The sequence below is a fragment of the Shewanella sp. SR44-4 genome, assembly GCF_014163715.1.
Classification (GTDB): domain Bacteria; phylum Pseudomonadota; class Gammaproteobacteria; order Enterobacterales; family Shewanellaceae; genus Shewanella.
Genome location: NZ_JACJDU010000025.1, coordinates 52,004 through 69,920, shown reverse-complemented (window position 1 = coordinate 69,920; position 17,917 = coordinate 52,004). Strand labels below are relative to the sequence as shown.

The window sequence follows — 17,917 nt, the reverse complement described above, 5'->3', positions numbered from 1 at the left end:
AATCAGGTTTGGTGTGGTGACGTGACCTATGTTTGGTCAGGAACCAAATGGCTCTATTTAGCCGTGGTAATGGATTTGTATGCGAGAAAAGTGGTGGGTTGGGCTTGCTCTGACAGCCCGAATACCGATTTGACTTGTGCAGCATTAAGAATGGCATTTGAAAGTCGTGGACGGCCCCAAAACCTGATGTTTCATTCTGACCAAGGTTGCCATTACAGTAGTCTTCAATATCGACAAATGCTGTGGAAATATCAAATAACGCAGAGTATGAGTCGACGAGGAAACTGCTGGGATAACGCGGTAATGGAACGTTTTTTTAGAAGTTTTAAAACAGAATGGATGCCGAAGTATGGTTACAACAATTTTGATGAAGCGAAGCTGGATGCGTTGAATTACATACTAAAGCACTACAATACAAAACGTGGTCATAGTTATAACAATTATATGACGCCAGCGGCTGCCGAAATGGCTGCATAAAACGCCCCCTGTTTGTGTACAGTTTTACTTGACCACATCACCGTTCAGTAAACGTCGTCGGAACGCTAAGTATTTACAAATGGATGATTTATTAACACGAGTGTTCTACTCTATTGTTAGCTGTGCACCTCGCTCTTCCTGATCTAGTCGATAATAAATACTCATTCAACAACAAAACCTTTAAACATAAACTGACTTTATCGTTAACAAACAAGCACAAATGTAAATTATCAGATGAGAATGGTTTTCATTAGTGTTTAGTGCTATATTGCGGCCAAATTTTACTGTTGCCGATGAGTAAGCTGTTATGCATTTGAACGTCATTAATATTGGGATGTTAAGTCTACTGCTACCTGTACTGAGTGTCAGTGCGAACGAGAACACGACCGACCTAGACTCGACAGAGTCGATTGAGAAAATTACCGTAATGGGCCGGGCACAAACCTTTTATCGTGAATCTTCTACGTCTGTGGGTGCCAAAGTTGAAACCGATATTATGGATTTACCGCAATCGGTGCAGGTGTTGAATGAACAGTTAATAGTTGACCAAGCAGCACGCGAAATCACCGATTTATACCGCTCTATTGCGGGTGTGAGCACTTATAGTTATTCAGGGGTGACCTTTCGTGGCTTTCGTGATGACAGTAATGTGTTTTATGACGGTGTAAGAGGCGACCCTTTTTCTGGTTTCGGTGTACCACAGTTATTTAATATTGAACGAGTTGAAGTATTAAAAGGTCCAGCAGCTGCGTTATACGGTGGTGGTGAGCCTGGCGGCATGATTAATTATGTCAGCAAAAAGCCGAGTTTTGTCCAAGATACTGAAGTGACATTAACCACAGGCGATAACGACCGTATGGGCGGGTCAATTGATTCTAAAGGTGGTTTAACGGATTCAATTGCTTATCGTTTAGGCGGTTTTTATGAGCAAAAAGACAGTTTTCGAAATAATGCCGACTCTGAAAATACCGAGTTAACAGGTGGATTATTATTTCAACTTGACGATGACACTACACTCACAACAACGATTGATTATATCAAACAAGACTTAGGTGGTAATCGTTTGCGTGGCGTTCCCGTTGACGATGATGGTAACTTTTTGGTTGATCCAAGCTATAACGCTAATGAAAAATCCGACTATCAAAACCTTGAAGCAACAATATTACAAGCTGACTTACAGCATCATTTTAGCGATGAGTTAAGTGTTAATACCACAGTGCGTTACCTTGATAACGAGCGTGTTCAGGGATATCACGAATCACAAAGTTGGGTTGACGTTAATGGTGATGGCGAAGCCAATATTGATGATAAAACCATTAAACGCGAATATCGTAAACAGTATCGCGCTAACCAAGAAGTCAGTGTGACTTCAGATTTTGTATATCGATTAGATACTGGTATTGAGCAAACCTTATTATTTGGAGCAGATTACCATCACGTAAACAGCGATTATGATTATTGGCGTGCCCGTTATGAGGCTGATGGTGTCGCTAATCTAAACATTTTTGATCTTAATTACGGTGAAACTGATCCTTCGACTTATAACTTACAAGATCAAGATCGTGATGGCACTAAAACCGAACGCGCGGGTTTATATGTTCAAGATCAAATCAGTTTAAGCGAGAAATGGTTGTTATTGGTGGGGCTACGTTACGATCACTTTAATGATTTTGATAAAGAAACTGGATTTGAATTTAGTGATAATCATGTATCACCGCGTGGTGGTATTGTTTATAAATACTCCACCGATACATCGTTTTATGTTAATTATGCAGAAAGTTTTAATCCGACCTCGCTTGGCGATCAAGAAACGGCGAGTGAAGACAGTAGCTTAGAACCTGAAATGGGTGAACAAGTTGAACTAGGGATAAAAAATCAGTGGTTTAATGGCAGCATGATGACCACGTTAGCTGTGTATCAAATTAATAAAAAAGATGTCGCCATGAATAATCCTGCTGACACGGGCAATGATGACGGAATCCCTGCGTTAGTAAGCTTAGGTGAAGTTGAAAGTAAAGGACTTGAGTTTACGTTGGTGGGAGATATAACACCTAATTGGACTGTTATGGCTAATTACGCCTATAACGATACTCGTGTTACTCAAGGCGATATTGGCGATACCTATGCCGATGGCAGCAAGTTTGTTAATGCGCCGCGTCATCAAGCGGGTTTGTGGACGCGTTATGACATTGACAGTTTGAATTCTGCTATTGCACTGGGTGCAGATTATGTCAGTGAGCAAATGAGTGCAGATGCGCAGCGTGTTAAACCCTATACCGTGTTTGATATGAGCTGGACAACTACGTGGCAAGATACCCAGTTTCAGCTAAATGTGAAAAACCTGTTTGATAAAGAATATGCCGTGAGCGGTTTCTCTGAACGTAATGGCCATTTCCCGGGTGCACCACGAGAAGTGGTGTTGCAGGTATCGCATCACTTTTAATGTCGAATTATTAGTGGGGTTGTATTAACGTCTTGCTGAATTAAAAAAAGGGCGTAAACAATTTATTGTTTACGCCCTTTTTTGCTATCTGGCCGAGGGTTAAAAGCTGGCTTTGTGGCCATCAGTTGAGACTATTATCGGTCACCAAGTTAGATAGAATGAATGCCAATATTGTCAATTCCGCTAATGCTAAAATCACTAACAACTTCAATCAGTAAAGATGTTACCAAGTCTACATGGCAAAACCTCAAGCATTTAGTGCTGACGGCCTTGCGAATGTATATCGTAACCAAACAGTCTGCCTAATTAAAAATGGTCTTTCACTTGAAATCTGAACTCCCAAGCGTTGATGTCGTTGCCCGTAGTGATCGGGACGGCAATATCAACATGGGCTACGTTACCGTAACTGGATTTAGAAGAGTAAATCCGTGCGCCAATACCAATACTACCAATAGGGCCATCAACTTCGTTTTGCTCGTCTGGACCACCGCTTGCTTGACCTATATCGGCAAATACAGCCCAACCTAACTCGGCCAATTGATATAAATTGATGTTTGGATAGTATCGGATTTCACTCGTGAGCAACCATTGATTGTCACCATGCTGGTAGTCGTTGGGATATCCCCGTACACCTGTTTCGTCGCCAAGGGCAAACGTTTGATCAAGATAGTTATTGTGTGAGGTTGCGATACGCGCCTTGGAGTAAGCGGTCCACTTAGGGCTGATTTGGTGGAAGAATTCAGCGGCTAAACCGACATTATAAAAGTCTTGTTGGCCGGTTTGAATATCCGTTCGAGCATTAACGGTCATTAGCAATAATTGATTGTCTTCCTGCCAACCGCGACTGCTTGAAGCCGTTACGTGATAGCCCACAGCAGCATTGTCGGCAACGTCATTGGTTTCCAATCCTAAACTTACAGTGTGGTGCCAACCTAAGTTAAAGTCTTCGTTATTATTAATCAGGTGGATATTGTTCAGCACTGTGTATTGGTCTTGCAGGTATTCGTAGCTGATCCAAGGGTATACAAACTCACGATCAAAAGGTAACGGTGAAATGGGGTATTCGTCGATGTTATTGAATTGATGTTGGTCTTGGGTTATCCCTAGGCTAATACGGTGCAATTGATCTGGCGTTTTATCGACTAACCAACCAAATCCGACGTTAGCATAATCGATAACATGTTCAAATTCGTTAATGTCTTGGCCATTTTGTCTTATGGTGTCGATGCGGGTATCCGTTAACCATGACAGGGCGTACATGTTCTGAGTATCAAGAGTATAAAAGGGCTTATTAAAGGCGATAGCAGACGCTTGGCCGTCACTGTTGTCGTAAAAATCGACCGACACATTACCGTGTTTAATCCATCTTACTGGAGCATCAAAGGCAAACTTATACCCGGTGCGGTCGGCACTTGACTGGTATTTTATTTTAGTTTTAACCCCTAATCCCAGTAAGTTATCTTCCTTCATGCCAAACGAGTATTTAGTGTCGCCGCCATTTTTACTCAAACTGACCGTTGGCAGTAATGACCAGTTATCCCACGTTTCGACTAATACCACGTCTTCAACGTTGTCGTCGGCGAGTGGATCTTTTCTGGCAATGTTGATATCAGCATCACGAATGTAAGGTTCGTAGCGCAATAATCGCTGCGCTTCTTGAAGATCTTTCTGAGTGATTTTTTCACCTTTTTCAAAGCTTAAGCTATTGAGAATAGTCGACTCTTTGGTATTGATATGCAGATAGTTTGCCCAACGATGAAGGAAAATAGCATCCGGAGCTGACTCATCAAAAATAGGATGACTAACGACTACAATGTTCGCGACTTTTTCGACATCATGTTTATTCGTTGTCGACGGACTAGAGGGCGTGGTGACAGAGTCATCGTTGGCTTTTAACTGTGCTTCACTGTCAGCAATAGTTGCTTGAACAGCAGACGAAGAAAGCAGGATGACGAAAAAAAATACTGCCATAAATATGATTGGCATAGCTTCGTCCTTATTTTTATTGTTATGTTTTTGAGAGGCCAGTAAGAATAGAACTATTGTTTTCAATATGAACTTTTTATGTTGCCTCTTTGTTTCATATCATACCTGAATAACATAATAGTCAAGCATTTAGCTTGAATAAATATTTCATTAATCCATTTAAATTATGTGGGTATTTGAGTTGTTAAAAAATAAGGGCAGCGTTTATAGCTGCCTTTTAATACCGATAGGAAGGTAATGTTAACTTGTAAGATTTATAACGAACGGCGAGGGGGCACGATAACGTTAGCAAAAATAAGCCCAGCGATTAAGGACATAAAAATTAAGAATATTTGTGAGCCTAAATGGGCTTGATTGAGCATGGTTTCGCCCGAAATTAATGCATTGAGACCAATATAGGTTTTGCTACCAGGGACCAGAATAACGATGCCTTGCAGTAACGCAATCGACACTGGCGCCTTCATCCAGCGCGCATACAGATTTGAATAGATGCCCACGGCTAGTGCACCGACAAAAATACCAATAGACTCACCTAGATAAATCCCGCCTAACATGGCAGAGAAAAATGCCACAATGCCGGCAAATATGCCCCAAGGGGAATCTTTTAAGCGTGCTTTAAAGATAATAACCAACGACATCGACAATAACGGCACCGCAGACCAAATCGCCCAACGAGGCAACGGTATAGGTTCTACATAGATAGTTTCACCAAAGATGGCTTTACCAATGGTCATGCCAAGCACAGCACCAAAATACAGTTTAAATAACTGCATCACAGCATCCATGATACGTGCCGTACCGGAGATTAAATCGCGGGCGGCAAGTTCCGCTAAGCCGAGAGTGAGTGCAAGACCGGGAACAAAAATAATAATCCCCGATAAAATGGTTACGGGTAAATTGATACTCGGGTCTAATTGCGCAATCCCTGACGCTAAGATAGCGCAAACTACCGCCGCCATGGGTTCGAGCATCTCTGCGATACGTTTTGAGCGTTCAGCCCAAAAAACTAAGCTGTATACCAGTAAACCAAAAATAGCTGACCAAAAAACGTCATGCCAACCGGTACCCATTAACATGGCGAAAGCACCCGCACTGGATCCAAAAGCTAACAGCGTCAGTTTATGGCCATAAGGATTGGGTTTATTGGCGATTTCTTCTAAGCGTTCTAATGCTTCTTGCAAGGTTCGCTGCCCAGAACTGAGCTCTTCAACCAATTCAAAGGTACGTGCTAACGAGCCTAAATCTAAGTCGCCAGGTTTAACGCGTGCAACGTGATTGTATTCTTGCTCAGTGTCATGTTGGAGTACAAATGTCATCGATGTGGGCGATATTAAAAAATATCCTTCAATACCAAGGGTATTACATACCGTTTGTAAGTGGGATTCTAAGCGATACGCAGGAGTACCAAATTTATGCAGGTACTTACCTAGTTTAATGATAAATCTACGTTTTTCTAAAAAATCCTGATTATCCACTGGGCAGTAGTCACTCTTGTTAAGGTATTGAGCTTATTTTGGCGCGAATATTAACCGATTAAGGCGTGTGTTTACAGCCAAACTGATTCAAAATGTAGTGATAACATCAACAAATCAAAGATTAGTATAATAACAATAATATAGACGACTTAAGGAATAACACATGACATTGATGATATCGGGTTTATATGCGGGCCTAACAGCGTTGTTGGTTTTAGCATTATCTTACAAAGTGGTTAAATTTCGTCGAGTGAATAAAATAGGTATCGGTGATGGTGGCCATCAAGGATTATCCATTGCGATCAGAGCTCATGGCAATTTAATTGAAAATGCACCCATAGTACTCATTTTGTTAGCACTGGCTGAATTGAATGGCATGCCGGTTTACTTGATACACTGTTTGGGCACAGCTTGGATTGTGGCGCGTTTATTACATGCTATTGGATTAAACCAAGGTCAAGGCGGCCATCACTTCGGCCGTTTTTGGGGTGTATTAACGACTTGGATAGTACTATTAATCTTAGCGGTTGCTAATATTGGCTTCTTTATTGGGTTATAACATTGAAAGCATAAGGGAATAGCAATATTCCCACGTGTTTTACAAGGTTATAAAAGGATAAAAATATTTCACTTTTGGTGTTTTTTTAGTCACACTTAGTGTCGCTGTACTGCTATACTCCGCGTCCGTTAAATTCAGCCGTAGGCTGATGTTGTCATCGGATCAGCTAGGCTGGTTTTCCCCATTTATGTAGGTCATATACATGCAAGTTGAGTCAACGTTATTTAATTATCCAAAGTTTTGGGCTGAATGCTACGGAACAGCACCTTTTTTACCCATGTCTCGTAAAGAGATGGATATTTTAGGTTGGGATAGTTGCGATATTATTGTCGTGACTGGCGACGCGTATGTTGATCACCCAAGTTTTGGTATGGCGGTGATTGGGCGAATGTTAGAAGCCCAAGGTTACCGTGTGGGTATTATTTCGCAGCCTGATTGGTCAAACAAAGAAGACTTTATGCAGCTAGGTCGCCCAAATCTATTTTTTGGGGTAACCGCTGGCAACATGGATTCGATGATTAACCGTTACACCGCTGACCGTAAGTTACGTCATGATGATGCTTACACTGCTGGTGATATTGGCGGCAAACGCCCCGATCGTGCCGTGACCGTGTATACCCAGCGTTGTAAAGAAGCCTTTAAAGACGTACCCGTTGTTATCGGTGGCATTGAAGCCAGCCTACGCCGTATTGCCCATTATGATTATTGGTCAGATAAAGTGCGTCGCAGTGTGATTTTTGACGCCAAAGCCGATATTTTAATTTACGGCAATGCTGAACGACCATTAATGGAAGTTGCACGCCGTATTGCTGCGGGTGAGGCCATTGGCGATATTGACGATGTTCGTGGTACCGCAACAATGCGTAAAGAGCCTATGCCCGGTTGGCGTGGCATGGATTCACGCAAAATTGACCAATTACATAAAATTGAGCCATTACCTAGCCCATATGGTGCTGATGATGTTGGTTGCAGTAATTTGTCAGGTCCAACAGACGAAAAGATTTTTGATAACGAGGCACCTAAAGCCATTAGCGTTCAACCGCCTCGTCCAAAGCCATGGGAAAAAACCTATGTACTGCTTCCTGCCTATAACAAGGTCAGCGAAGACAAGTATTTGTATGCCCATGCCTCGCGTATTTTGCACCAAGAGCAAAACCCAGGCTGTGCTCGTGCGCTGTTTCAGCCACATGATGCCAACCGTGGTGTATGGGTAAATCCACCTGCGTGGCCATTAAACACCGACGAAATGGATGCAGTATTCGATTTACCTTATCAACGCATCCCGCACCCTGTGTACGGCAAAGAAAAAATTCCTGCCTACGACATGATTAAGACGTCAATCAATATCATGCGTGGTTGTTTTGGTGGTTGTTCATTCTGTTCGATTACCGAGCATGAAGGACGCATTATTCAAAGTCGCTCGAAAGAGTCGATCATCAAAGAAATTAAAGATATTCAAGAAAAAGTGCCAGGCTTTACCGGCGTTATTTCTGACTTGGGTGGCCCAACGGCGAACATGTACCGTTTAGGTTGTACCAGTGAGAAAGCGGAGAAAACCTGTCGACGTTTATCATGTGTGTTCCCGTCTATTTGCGGCCATTTAGGCACCGACCATAAACACACCATCGACTTATACAAAGCGGCACGTGAAGTACCTGGTATTAAAAAGGTGTTAATTGCTTCGGGTGTTCGTTACGATTTGGCTATCGAAAACCCAGAATATATTAGAGAGTTAGCTAAACATCATGTGGGTGGTTATTTAAAAATTGCTCCTGAACATACCGAAGAAGGCCCGCTCAGTAAAATGATGAAGCCAGGTATGGGAACCTATGACAAGTTTAAAGAACTGTTTGATAAGTTTTCTAAAGAAGCGGGTAAAGAACAGTTTTTAATTCCGTACTTTATTTCGGCGCATCCTGGTACTACCGATGAAGACATGGTTAATTTGGCATTATGGTTAAAAGGGCAGAAATTTAAGCTCGACCAGGTGCAAAACTTTTATCCATCTCCGATGGCAAATGCGACCACGATTTATCATACCGAACTTAACTCACTGAAAAACATTAAGCATGATAGTGAACAAGTGACAGTGCCTAAAAAAGGTCGTCAGCGTAAATTGCATAAATTCTTGTTGCGTTACCACGACCCAATGGGCTGGCCGATGATCCGTGAAGCCTTAGTTGCTATGGGTAAAGAGTCGTTAATTGGTAATGGTCCAAATCATTTGGTACCACCCGAAACGCGTAACGAGCAAACTAAAGTGAAGTGGGGCCAAAAGCCATCGGCTAAAGCGAAAGAACAAAGCGGCCAAAAAGCCATGACCCGTTTTTCTGCCGATCAGTTTGAAGACCGTAAAGGTAACACTAAAGCGGATAAAGGCAGTGCTAAGCCAGTAGGGCAGAAACCAAAGTCTCCAGCTAAGGCTTCGGGCCAAGCGGCAAAAGGGCAAGCGCCCACAAGCCAAGGCGCCAAGCGTCCAGCTAAAGCGACCACTTGGGCGACTAAGTCTAAATACGCTAAGTAAGCTAACACGTTAACTTATTGTCATAAAAACCCGCATTAACGTTTGCGGGTTTTGTTTTTCTAGCAGCAATAGATTCAATAACAAGGTAATCTTGTTCGGTACTTTCGTCTTTTAATTTAGTCTGCTCAGTAGCCGTTGTGTTACACAACTGCACTTTATTGATTAAATTACTCAATGGTTTGATAAACAAGGAATGATCATTATGCCAACGTTAATTAGGCTTAGCGCATATCTCAGTGGTGCATTACTGTGTGGTAGCGCTATGTTGGTTAATCCTGCTTATGCCGTAAACTCGGTACAACAAAAGCAATTTTTTGAAGCGATTAGCGCTCTTTGTGGCAAAGCTTTTGCCGGTAAAATCACTGCTGGTGGCAGTGAAGGAGATGGCTTTAGTGGCAAAACATTAATTATGCATGTAAGAGATTGCACCGATCATCAGTTGCGTATTCCATTTCATGTTGGCGATGATCACTCTCGCACTTGGGTGATAACTCAAACCGATACCGGATTACGCTTAAAGCATGATCATCGCCATCAAGATGGCAGTGAAGATAAAGTGACTATGTATGGTGGTGATACACGCGATACTGGCACTGCTAACTTACAAACGTTTCCTGTGGACGATGAGTCTATTGCCAACTTCAAGCAACATGGCTTAACTCAGTCGGTCACTAATGAGTGGCAGATGATGATTGAAGCGCATACTTTTACTTATCGTTTAAGTCGTGAGGATCGAGATTTTAAAGTCGAGTTTGACCTCTCTAAGCCTGTAGCATTACCGCCAGCACCTTGGGGATATAAATAGGTTGTCTACTTACGCAGGCTAATTTAATCGTCATCCCGGTAATGCTCGTGAGCCGGGATCCAGGTTTATTTTTTGTATTTTATGCTTAGTACTTATGTACTTATGTACTTATGGCCTGCGGCCACTAACGTCGTGGCGCTTCACCCACACCAGACCAAGAGGAAACCAACGGCTGTTCCCTCTTGGAACTCCCAGCCGCCCCGCAACATTTTCAAACAGCGAAAAGGTCGCCATGGGGATTGATCCAGCTTTTAACTTTATTGGGTAACTGCCTCAGCCTTATTCGAAAATGCTAACGCTTCCGATAGGCCATCCCTGGCCAACGAAAGCTAGCCTGACGTCCTGTCAGGCTCACGCTATTTTCTTCAACGTCCTCAAGTTCAGAGTTGAATCGGTCCATTTCCAAGTAAAGAAAACTAACTCGTTTTTGCCCCATTCCTTGCTAACTCATAAAGCTGAGTAGTCTGCTGTTAATTACATTTACCATACTTACTCTAATGGATTGAAAATACAAGCTTCGACCCTTCAAGCTTGTTTGAAGTCCTGTCAGCCACTAGTGAAGATGGTTTGATGTAAAAGTCACTTCATCGCAAGGTTATGCGTGAAGCTGAGTATGTTATTTAAAATCAATGTAATTGCTTTATTTTAGCAGTATATTGATTTGCATATACATATTACAAATAGGATTTGTATGACACAAATAGCGAAAGTTGTTACTTGGGTAAATAGCGATCAAAAACCGCTATGGTGGAGACAAGTAATTCGTAGAGTCATGGAGCAGGGAGAGCTTAAACAGCAAGATTTGCAGCTTATTTACCAGGTTGCAAAAATGGAATTTGGTTTGCTTGAAAAAAATGTTGACTATCCTAGTTACATTAAACTCGTTGATGTTGCAGGATTTGAAACCGAAGCTGCGCCAGTAACATTAGCAAGCATAGGCAATGTAAAAAATGTCTCATCGTTAATTGAAGATGTAACGCTAAACTTTCCAATTGAGGGTTTAACGGCCGTTTATGGAGATAATGGTGCTGGTAAATCTAGCTATGCAAGGATAATGAAAAGTGCTTGTTTAACTCGCGGTGATGTCCCTGTTATTACAACCAATGCTTTCAATCCTTCAACTATTCCATCACAAGCTACTTTAGGAGTGTCTATTGGAGGTGCTGCAGTAGTTGAAAATATCTGGACTATTGGTGGTAAACCAAGTCCTGAGTTGAAGTCTATAAGAGTATTTGATTCTCACTCTGCAACACACTACATTTCTAAAACAGACAGTGTTGAGTACAAACCAGCAGAAGTAAGATTATTGGATGAGTTGAGTAGAGCTTGTCAATTTGTGAAGGACGAATTAACTCGTGAAATAGCACCATTTAGCACCCCTTACAGAATACCTGATTTAAATCCATTATCTAAAGTGAGTGCTTTTTGTAATTCGCTAGTTACTGCAACACAAACTACATTAGATGCTCGATGCGGTGGTGAAGATGAGTTGCCAGAAATAGCTCTATTAAAGAAAGATGTGATAGAACTAAGTGGAAAAACACCTGCTCAAGTAAAAGCTATTTATGAATCCAAATTAAAACACCGTGAACCGTTACTGAATTTTCTGACCAACCTGTATGAAAAACTAGGTGATGTTAATTTAGCCAGACTTGGTGCGTCGTATGATGATAAATTAACCAAGTTAAAAGTTGCTGAACAAGTACGGCGGAGCACTTTAAATGGTTTACCAATTGAAGGTATCGGCAATGAGGCTTGGAAAGAAATGTGGAGTCATGCTCAGAACTTCATAATGAGTAATGGTGATGATAAAACTTTCCCACCAGTTGAAAATGAACACTGTCCTACGTGTATACAACCGATCGGAAGTCAAGCGGCGGCAAGGATGGCTAGGTTCGCTGATTATATTACTAACCAGTCTCTGGTAGATGCAGATAAGGCAACGACTACTTTAACTTTACAGATGAATCTCATAGCTCAATTGAGCTTTGACCTTAAACCGTATGGCGGTGTTCTTGAGGAATTAGTGCAATCTGCAAATGATGCCATGGAACAATTTAACACCTGTATACAGCAATTGTCAGATAGGAAGAGCAACCTCACATCTGCTGAACCAACATTTAGTTATCCAGAACTCGATATGAGATTTGTACAGAGGCTATCTCAGCAAGTTGAAGCTATAAAAGCGAAAAGGGATGGTGTTGTTGATGATGGTTCGTTAACCCAGTCAATTAAGCTTATGCAAGACAGATTGATAGAGCTTGAAGATCGACAGCGGTTATCGGCACATAAAGAAAATATCATTTTAGAAATGAACCGTATTAAGATGCTTGGACGTTTTAACTCAGCTTTATCTACTACCAATCTTTCACTTATTACACGGTTTATATCCGAGCTGGCTAAAACTGGCAGTTTGGGGTTAATTAATACTGCATTTGCCAATGAGTTATCAGCGTTGGGCTTTAAAAGTTTTGATGTAGAAACTAAAACTCAAGGTTCTGCTGGCCAGCAAAAATTGACTCTACAGATTTCAAATAATGCGTCAAAAATAGGACATATCGCCAGTGAGGGTGAGCAAAAGTGTATCGCACTAGCTGGTTTTATGGCTGAGTTAACGATTGATAATCGAAAGTCTGCCATCATTTTTGATGATCCAGTTAATTCATTAGACCATAAGTGGAGACGCAAGTTTGCTAAACGTATTGCAGATGAAGCACTACATAGGCAGGTGATTGTACTTACACACGACTTGCCATTCTTGATGATGTTGAGTGAGGAATCCTCAAATCCGATTAATATCCAGTCTATCACTCGTAGAGGCAAGCTCTCAGGGTTTCCGCAAGGGAGGCCACCTTGGGACACTTTAAAAACTGTAGACAGGATAGGCCAGTTGAGGCAGTTAGAAGTAGAGCTTAGACGGTACACTAAACGAGATGACTTTATTGAAGATATTTATAGTCGAGATGCTAAACATATCTACGGTAAAATGCGTGAAACGTGGGAGAGATTAGTTGAAGAATGGTTAATTAGAAATGTTGTGCAACGGTTTAGTCGTGCTGTTCAAACACAAAATATTCGATATATAGTTGATAGTACGCCAGAGGATGTGGCTACCATTAGTGAAGGAATGAAGAAGTGCAGCACTTTCTTTGAAGGTCATGATACCGCTACTGGTTTAGGTGTTACGGAAATGCCAGATATTGATGAATTGTTGGCTGATATTACCGCACTTGATGTTTACTTTAAGTTATTAAAAAAACGCAGAGAGTAGTATCTGCAGTTGTGGGAAGCTTATAAGTCATGTATTACCCACCATTGACCCATATTGGGTCAATGGTGGGTAATTGAACATAAATAAAAAATTTCGGGGCATGTCCATACATTTTCTAATATCTAAAGCATTGTTGAGGCTTTATTTCAAACTTGTTTATGTCCATAAATGAGTCAGAAGTCATGATTGAAAATGGATAAATTCACCTCTGAACTTGAGGCCGTTGAAGAAAATAGCGTGAAGCTCACATGGATGTGAGCTTAGCTTTCGCGGTACAGGATGTACCATCGGAAGCGTTAGCATTTTTGAATAAGGCCGAGGTAGGATTCAAATGAGGTTTCAAGCTGGATAAATTTCCGTGGCAATTTTTTCGCTGCTGTTGTTTGGTTAAATAGCGAAAATGTTGCCGGAACGGCAGGGGTGATCCAAGAGGGGATTGCTGTTGATCCCCTTTTGGCCCGTGCAGGGTGGAACCTTGCGATGTTAGTCTGGTGTGGGCGAAGCGCCACGACGTTAGTGGCCGCAGGCCATAAGTACAACGTATGAAAAAGCTGGATTCCGGCTTAAAAACATTGCCGGAATGACAAAGTATTTGGCCCGTGCAGGGTGGAACCTTGCGATGTTAGTCTGGTGTGGGCGAAGGCCACGACGTTAGTGGCCGCAGGCCATCAATACCAAACATAAAAGAATAAACCTGGATCCTGGCTCAAAAGCATTACCGGGATGACGAGAAGGTTGTCCACAAATGCATCAGCAAGGTTAATTTGACCGCTGTGTATATGCTAATGCCATTGTTTGGACTCTGCGATAATAAACCACTTATTCCAAATAATTCAGGCTGCCAATGGCAGCCTGAATGTTATGTACTTAACGAGTGTTAAGACTCGCAGTGGTTACTTGCCATCAAAGGTAAACGACTGACCTGCAAGAGCGGCTTCAAACATTAACCCACCCTTTGCGGCGGTAAATATCGCCATACCATTGATATAGGCTGCGGCTGCGGCATGATTACTGCCTGCTTGTCCTGCGCCTGCTGAATTACCTGTAGTACCAACTTGCGCATTGGCACCAACGTTAATGGCCACTGCTGACGCTTGCGCGCTAAATTCAAAGCTACCGCTGGTGAACTCATTATAAGCTTTGGCATCTTTAAAGAAGATAATTTCACTATAGGCTTGTCCGCCTAACTGAAAGCCAATAGATAGTTGGGTTAATGTGGAATCCCCCATATAAGCATCGCTTTGATATACACGACCATTTCCATATGCGGCACCAATTCCGATACCGCCTTTGGCTACGGTTGGGAAGACTGCATAACCATAAGCCGTATTAAATAAATGTCGGCTTTCATTGGCCTTTTTAAAATTAGTGATGGCATCGTTATAAGCATCTTCGTTTGCAAAACTAGGAGCTGAAAACGCGAAGCTTAATAACACGAGTAAACTGGAAAAAACTAAGCTAATTGAACGTTTCATAAATAACCTCAGTGACTAAATTGTCATGGTAAAACTCGCCATAGAGTAGCATAACCCCTAATGGGTGCGAGTTAATAAACATTTATACTCGGCGAGCATCGGTAAACGGTTGAACATTTTTTCAGTGTGATGTGTACGGGGAAATCAGTCAGTTTTCTGTCTTACTCATCCTTTTTTTATCCCTCTCTACAGCTGAATTATCGTTTGGGTCGCGCCCATCCTCATCGACCATTAAATGATGTAAGTAAGTTATTTCTTCCTCGTCCAGCAGTGGATCAGTGTGCGGCTCTTTGCTTGATGGCGTAGCTTGGTTGGAGGCATTGAGCGACCCGCGCAAATAGGCCGATCGGGTGACTTGCTGGATGCCATATAACGCCAACACATATACGGTTAATAATAGGCTTAAACGTGTTACCGCTTGGGTTAATAATAAAACGGAGTCGCCTAAGTAAAACGGTAAATAGACCAACACGATACGCAGTATCCAATTAATGAGAATGCCGATAGTTAATACACTTAGCCAGCGAAATCGTATTACTTGTAAGTTAGGCTGCCTATTGGCCAAATATTGTGGGCGATAGTGGGATAATAAACGATAAATAGCCCCAAAATAGCCAAAGGTTTGTAGCATTAATAGGATGGGTAAAACCACAGCTAATAGATTAATACTGTTTATTTCACCCAGAGTTCCAATGGTGTTATTGGAATTTTTTGGATCGATACCAATATGAAATAATATGGTTGAACTGGTCACTAAGGCGATGATAATGGCAAAGCCAAAATGTTTGATTAACAGTGGTTGGTAATCTTGTGCTGTTAGGCTGCTTTTACAATATAAATACAGCATTGGCATTAGTAAAAAATAGATAGGGATAAACAGTGTAAGGGTTAAATGTATCGGGATAGGGGTGGTTTCAGGGGTAAGTAAACCGGTTAAAAAATAACAGCCGATAAGTAAAAAGATCCCAGCCAACAGGCTATGGCTGCGGGTGGCACTTTGGTAAATATAATGAACATACAAGCCTACTCCAAGACAATGAATGCCTCCTAGCAAGGAGAGCCACCAGTATGTTTGAATGAATAAATCGTTAAATTGGTTCATTTTCACTCTCTTTGACGATAGTGAATACTAACCTACTTTGTGTAAACCGAGTAGTTCTCGGTTATTAACTTTGCTTTACTTTACGTAAATGTCTGTTTGAAACTCTTTCTGGCGGCAGGCCTGGTGCCGGTTTGCGTTCTGCCAATAAATGCTTAATGGCAAAGATTGGATGAGGTAACAGCATTCTTGGCCCTGCATACATCATGATTTCACGTGCTCTTTGTTTCATATGAGGTTTGTAACAATGCACCGGGCATTTATTGCAAGTGGGCTTGTCTTGGCCGTAGGGGCACCGATCGAGTCGAGTATTGGCATAGCTTAAAAACTCACTACATTGCAGGCATACACCCTGGGAGGGTTTAAGAGGATGGTGCGCTTTACAGTAGATTTCGACCATAGCTTGCATGGTTCGAAATTCGTAGAGTAATTTACCGCTTAATAGTTCTGTATCATCCATAGTGTTATCTCTTATTAAATACCTTAGTAAAACAGTCGGATATTAGTAGTGTAAACTTGGCAATAGTAGCTGACAAACTCCGCTTATTTAACTTTGATCTTTGGCTCAAAATGTCCTTTTTTTGAGGTTGAGATCGCAAAAATGATTAAAACTGATGCGAAATGGCGAGTGGTCTACGACTTGTTACAGATTAAAATAGATAAATACTTGATTTTATAGTGTACATTGAAATAATAATGGCTAGTGCTTAAAAAAACAGCGCAGTATCATTAAACCATTACATTGCCTCACAATGAATGCTGTTGTGAGTGAGTTAAAACAATGTGCTCTGGCACATAATCAGCAAGGTGGAAGCCTAATGAAGGTAATTTTAACTGTCATATTGATTGCAATTGCTCTGTATTTGTACAGACGTACTCAAGCGGTGGCAAAACAAGAACGTGATAAAACCGATCGTAATGCCACATCGCATTCATCAAGTGAGGTTGCTCAACCTTTAACGGCAGCAGACGATACGACTATGGCAGAGTCTGAGCATGTCGTTATGGATAAGTCGGCAGCAGATGAGGTATTAACTGAGGTTACAGTGAAGACCGATGAACTTATTTCAGTTGATGTTGATCCTGTTGACGAGTTCAGCGAAAAGCCAACAGCGCCAGTTGAGCTGCTTGGTGAGCCAGTTGATGCTGTCGAAATTGCTCCGGAACCGACTAAGCCCAAAACTCCTAAATCCGAAAGTATAGTCACTGAGGTGGTTTCTGCGCCTGAAGTTGCCCCTAAGGATGTTGCTGCTGCAAACGAGAGCAAAGCTAGTGAGAACAATGCTAGCGAGAACAATGCTAACGTGAGCAATGCAGATGCCGAGCCTAAAGTATCTGCTACTGCAGAGGTTGATGCGCCAAGTGATCAAGGCTTGTCCTTGAGTCTAAACCGTGTTGAAGGCGATTGGGCCAGCGAAAGTTTTCTGCAACAGGTTGATGCTGCCAATAACGCTAACGATCTTCAAAGCCAGCATAATGACTTAGCCAGTGTGATTAATCATTGCTATAAAATGCGTAAACAGAGCGATTATTGTCAATATGGTGCGGCGTTACAATTAACCTATGTAGGGTTATATCGCTCATTACATCAACAATATGTCTCTCAAAAAAGCACTGATGAAATCAAATCGCCAGCGTTTATGCAGTTATCGACATTGTTAAATGATGTTGGTCAGTTTGATGAGGCGATTAAGGTGTGCGAGCAAGCGCTTGAATACCAGCTAACCGACGGCACTGTCACTGGCTTTGAAGGACGCATAAAGCGGATAGAAAAGGCCAAAACCAAAGCGAGCTAATAGGCTA

Annotated in this window: 13 protein-coding genes; 7 read left to right on the top strand and 6 right to left on the bottom strand. The window is 41.9% G+C overall.

Annotation, left to right across the window (positions count from 1 at the left end; genetic code table 11):
- Together H5125_RS12930 and H5125_RS12925 are read left to right on the top strand one after the other, a co-directional pair.
- Positions 1-477 (top strand): IS3 family transposase (locus H5125_RS12930; protein ID WP_182744425.1); only part of this gene is annotated, 477 nt, incomplete at its 5' end.
- Between the two features lie 307 nt (positions 478-784).
- On the top strand, positions 785-2,920 hold the full coding sequence (locus H5125_RS12925) for a TonB-dependent siderophore receptor (protein ID WP_182744424.1): 2,136 nt from the start codon (positions 785-787) through the stop codon (positions 2,918-2,920).
- Between the two features lie 306 nt (positions 2,921-3,226).
- On the opposite strand, the gene H5125_RS12920 is transcribed toward H5125_RS12925, so the two are convergent.
- Both H5125_RS12920 and H5125_RS12915 read right to left on the bottom strand, forming a co-directional pair.
- Positions 3,227-4,906, bottom strand: a complete 1,680-nt coding sequence (locus H5125_RS12920; protein WP_182744423.1) for a ShlB/FhaC/HecB family hemolysin secretion/activation protein — start codon at positions 4,904-4,906, stop codon at positions 3,227-3,229.
- 254 nt (positions 4,907-5,160) lie between these two features.
- The gene (locus tag H5125_RS12915; RefSeq protein ID WP_011635884.1) at positions 5,161-6,381 is read right to left on the bottom strand and encodes a threonine/serine exporter ThrE family protein; all 1,221 of its coding nucleotides are present in this window, start codon (positions 6,379-6,381) and stop codon (positions 5,161-5,163) included.
- Positions 6,382-6,544: 163 nt separating this feature from the next.
- Between H5125_RS12915 and H5125_RS12910 the strand changes: the two genes are divergently transcribed.
- Both H5125_RS12910 and H5125_RS12905 read left to right on the top strand, forming a co-directional pair.
- Positions 6,545-6,940, top strand: coding sequence for an MAPEG family protein (locus tag H5125_RS12910; RefSeq protein ID WP_101087288.1), 396 nt, complete (start codon positions 6,545-6,547; stop codon positions 6,938-6,940).
- A 202-nt stretch (positions 6,941-7,142) separates the two neighbouring features.
- Positions 7,143-9,464 carry a YgiQ family radical SAM protein gene (locus tag H5125_RS12905; protein ID WP_162022154.1) on the top strand — a complete coding sequence of 774 codons (2,322 nt, stop codon included), beginning with the start codon at positions 7,143-7,145 and terminating at the stop codon, positions 9,462-9,464.
- A gap of 1 nt (position 9,465) precedes the next feature.
- Here the strand turns inward: H5125_RS12905 and H5125_RS12900 are convergent, their stop codons facing one another.
- Complete coding sequence (locus H5125_RS12900; protein ID WP_182744422.1) at positions 9,466-9,654, bottom strand: hypothetical protein; 189 nt, start codon at positions 9,652-9,654, stop codon at positions 9,466-9,468.
- A gap of 12 nt (positions 9,655-9,666) precedes the next feature.
- On the opposite strand from H5125_RS12900, the gene H5125_RS12895 reads away from it, so the two are divergent.
- Entirely contained in the window at positions 9,667-10,269 is a 603-nt protein-coding gene (locus H5125_RS12895) for a hypothetical protein (protein WP_182744421.1), read from the top strand.
- Between the two features lie 691 nt (positions 10,270-10,960).
- Positions 10,961-13,540: an AAA family ATPase gene (locus H5125_RS12890; protein ID WP_182744420.1), complete on the top strand. Its 2,580-nt coding sequence runs from the start codon at positions 10,961-10,963 to the stop codon at positions 13,538-13,540.
- An 893-nt stretch (positions 13,541-14,433) separates the two neighbouring features.
- Here the strand turns inward: H5125_RS12890 and H5125_RS12885 are convergent.
- The 3 genes from H5125_RS12885 to H5125_RS12875 form a co-directional block, all read right to left on the bottom strand.
- A complete protein-coding gene (locus H5125_RS12885) occupies positions 14,434-15,015 on the bottom strand; it encodes a lipid-binding SYLF domain-containing protein (protein ID WP_101087284.1) in 582 nt (193 codons plus the stop codon).
- A 148-nt stretch (positions 15,016-15,163) separates the two neighbouring features.
- On the bottom strand, positions 15,164-16,117 hold the full coding sequence (locus H5125_RS12880; protein ID WP_182744419.1) for a hypothetical protein: 954 nt from the start codon (positions 16,115-16,117) through the stop codon (positions 15,164-15,166).
- 64 nt (positions 16,118-16,181) lie between these two features.
- Entirely contained in the window at positions 16,182-16,574 is a 393-nt protein-coding gene (locus H5125_RS12875) for a nitrous oxide-stimulated promoter family protein (RefSeq protein ID WP_101087282.1), read from the bottom strand.
- A gap of 358 nt (positions 16,575-16,932) precedes the next feature.
- On the opposite strand from H5125_RS12875, the gene H5125_RS12870 reads away from it, so the two are divergent.
- Positions 16,933-17,910, top strand: a complete 978-nt coding sequence (locus H5125_RS12870) for a hypothetical protein (RefSeq protein ID WP_182744418.1) — start codon at positions 16,933-16,935, stop codon at positions 17,908-17,910.
- Positions 17,911-17,917 lie beyond the last annotated feature (7 nt).

Bases quoted from the DNA above. Each gene is read 5' to 3' on its own strand.
- H5125_RS12895 (WP_182744421.1), top strand. From the start codon at position 9,667: ATGCCAACGTTAATTAGGCTTAGCGCATATCTCAGTGGTGCATTACTG.
- H5125_RS12905 (WP_162022154.1), top strand. From the start codon at position 7,143: ATGCAAGTTGAGTCAACGTTATTTAATTATCCAAAGTTTTGGGCTGAA.
- H5125_RS12890 (WP_182744420.1), top strand. From the start codon at position 10,961: ATGACACAAATAGCGAAAGTTGTTACTTGGGTAAATAGCGATCAAAAA.
- H5125_RS12885 (WP_101087284.1), bottom strand. From the start codon at position 15,015: ATGAAACGTTCAATTAGCTTAGTTTTTTCCAGTTTACTCGTGTTATTA.
- H5125_RS12880 (WP_182744419.1), bottom strand. From the start codon at position 16,117: ATGAACCAATTTAACGATTTATTCATTCAAACATACTGGTGGCTCTCC.
- H5125_RS12910 (WP_101087288.1), top strand. From the start codon at position 6,545: ATGACATTGATGATATCGGGTTTATATGCGGGCCTAACAGCGTTGTTG.
- H5125_RS12875 (WP_101087282.1), bottom strand. From the start codon at position 16,574: ATGGATGATACAGAACTATTAAGCGGTAAATTACTCTACGAATTTCGA.
- H5125_RS12920 (WP_182744423.1), bottom strand. From the start codon at position 4,906: ATGCCAATCATATTTATGGCAGTATTTTTTTTCGTCATCCTGCTTTCT.
- H5125_RS12925 (WP_182744424.1), top strand. From the start codon at position 785: ATGCATTTGAACGTCATTAATATTGGGATGTTAAGTCTACTGCTACCT.
- H5125_RS12870 (WP_182744418.1), top strand. From the start codon at position 16,933: ATGAAGGTAATTTTAACTGTCATATTGATTGCAATTGCTCTGTATTTG.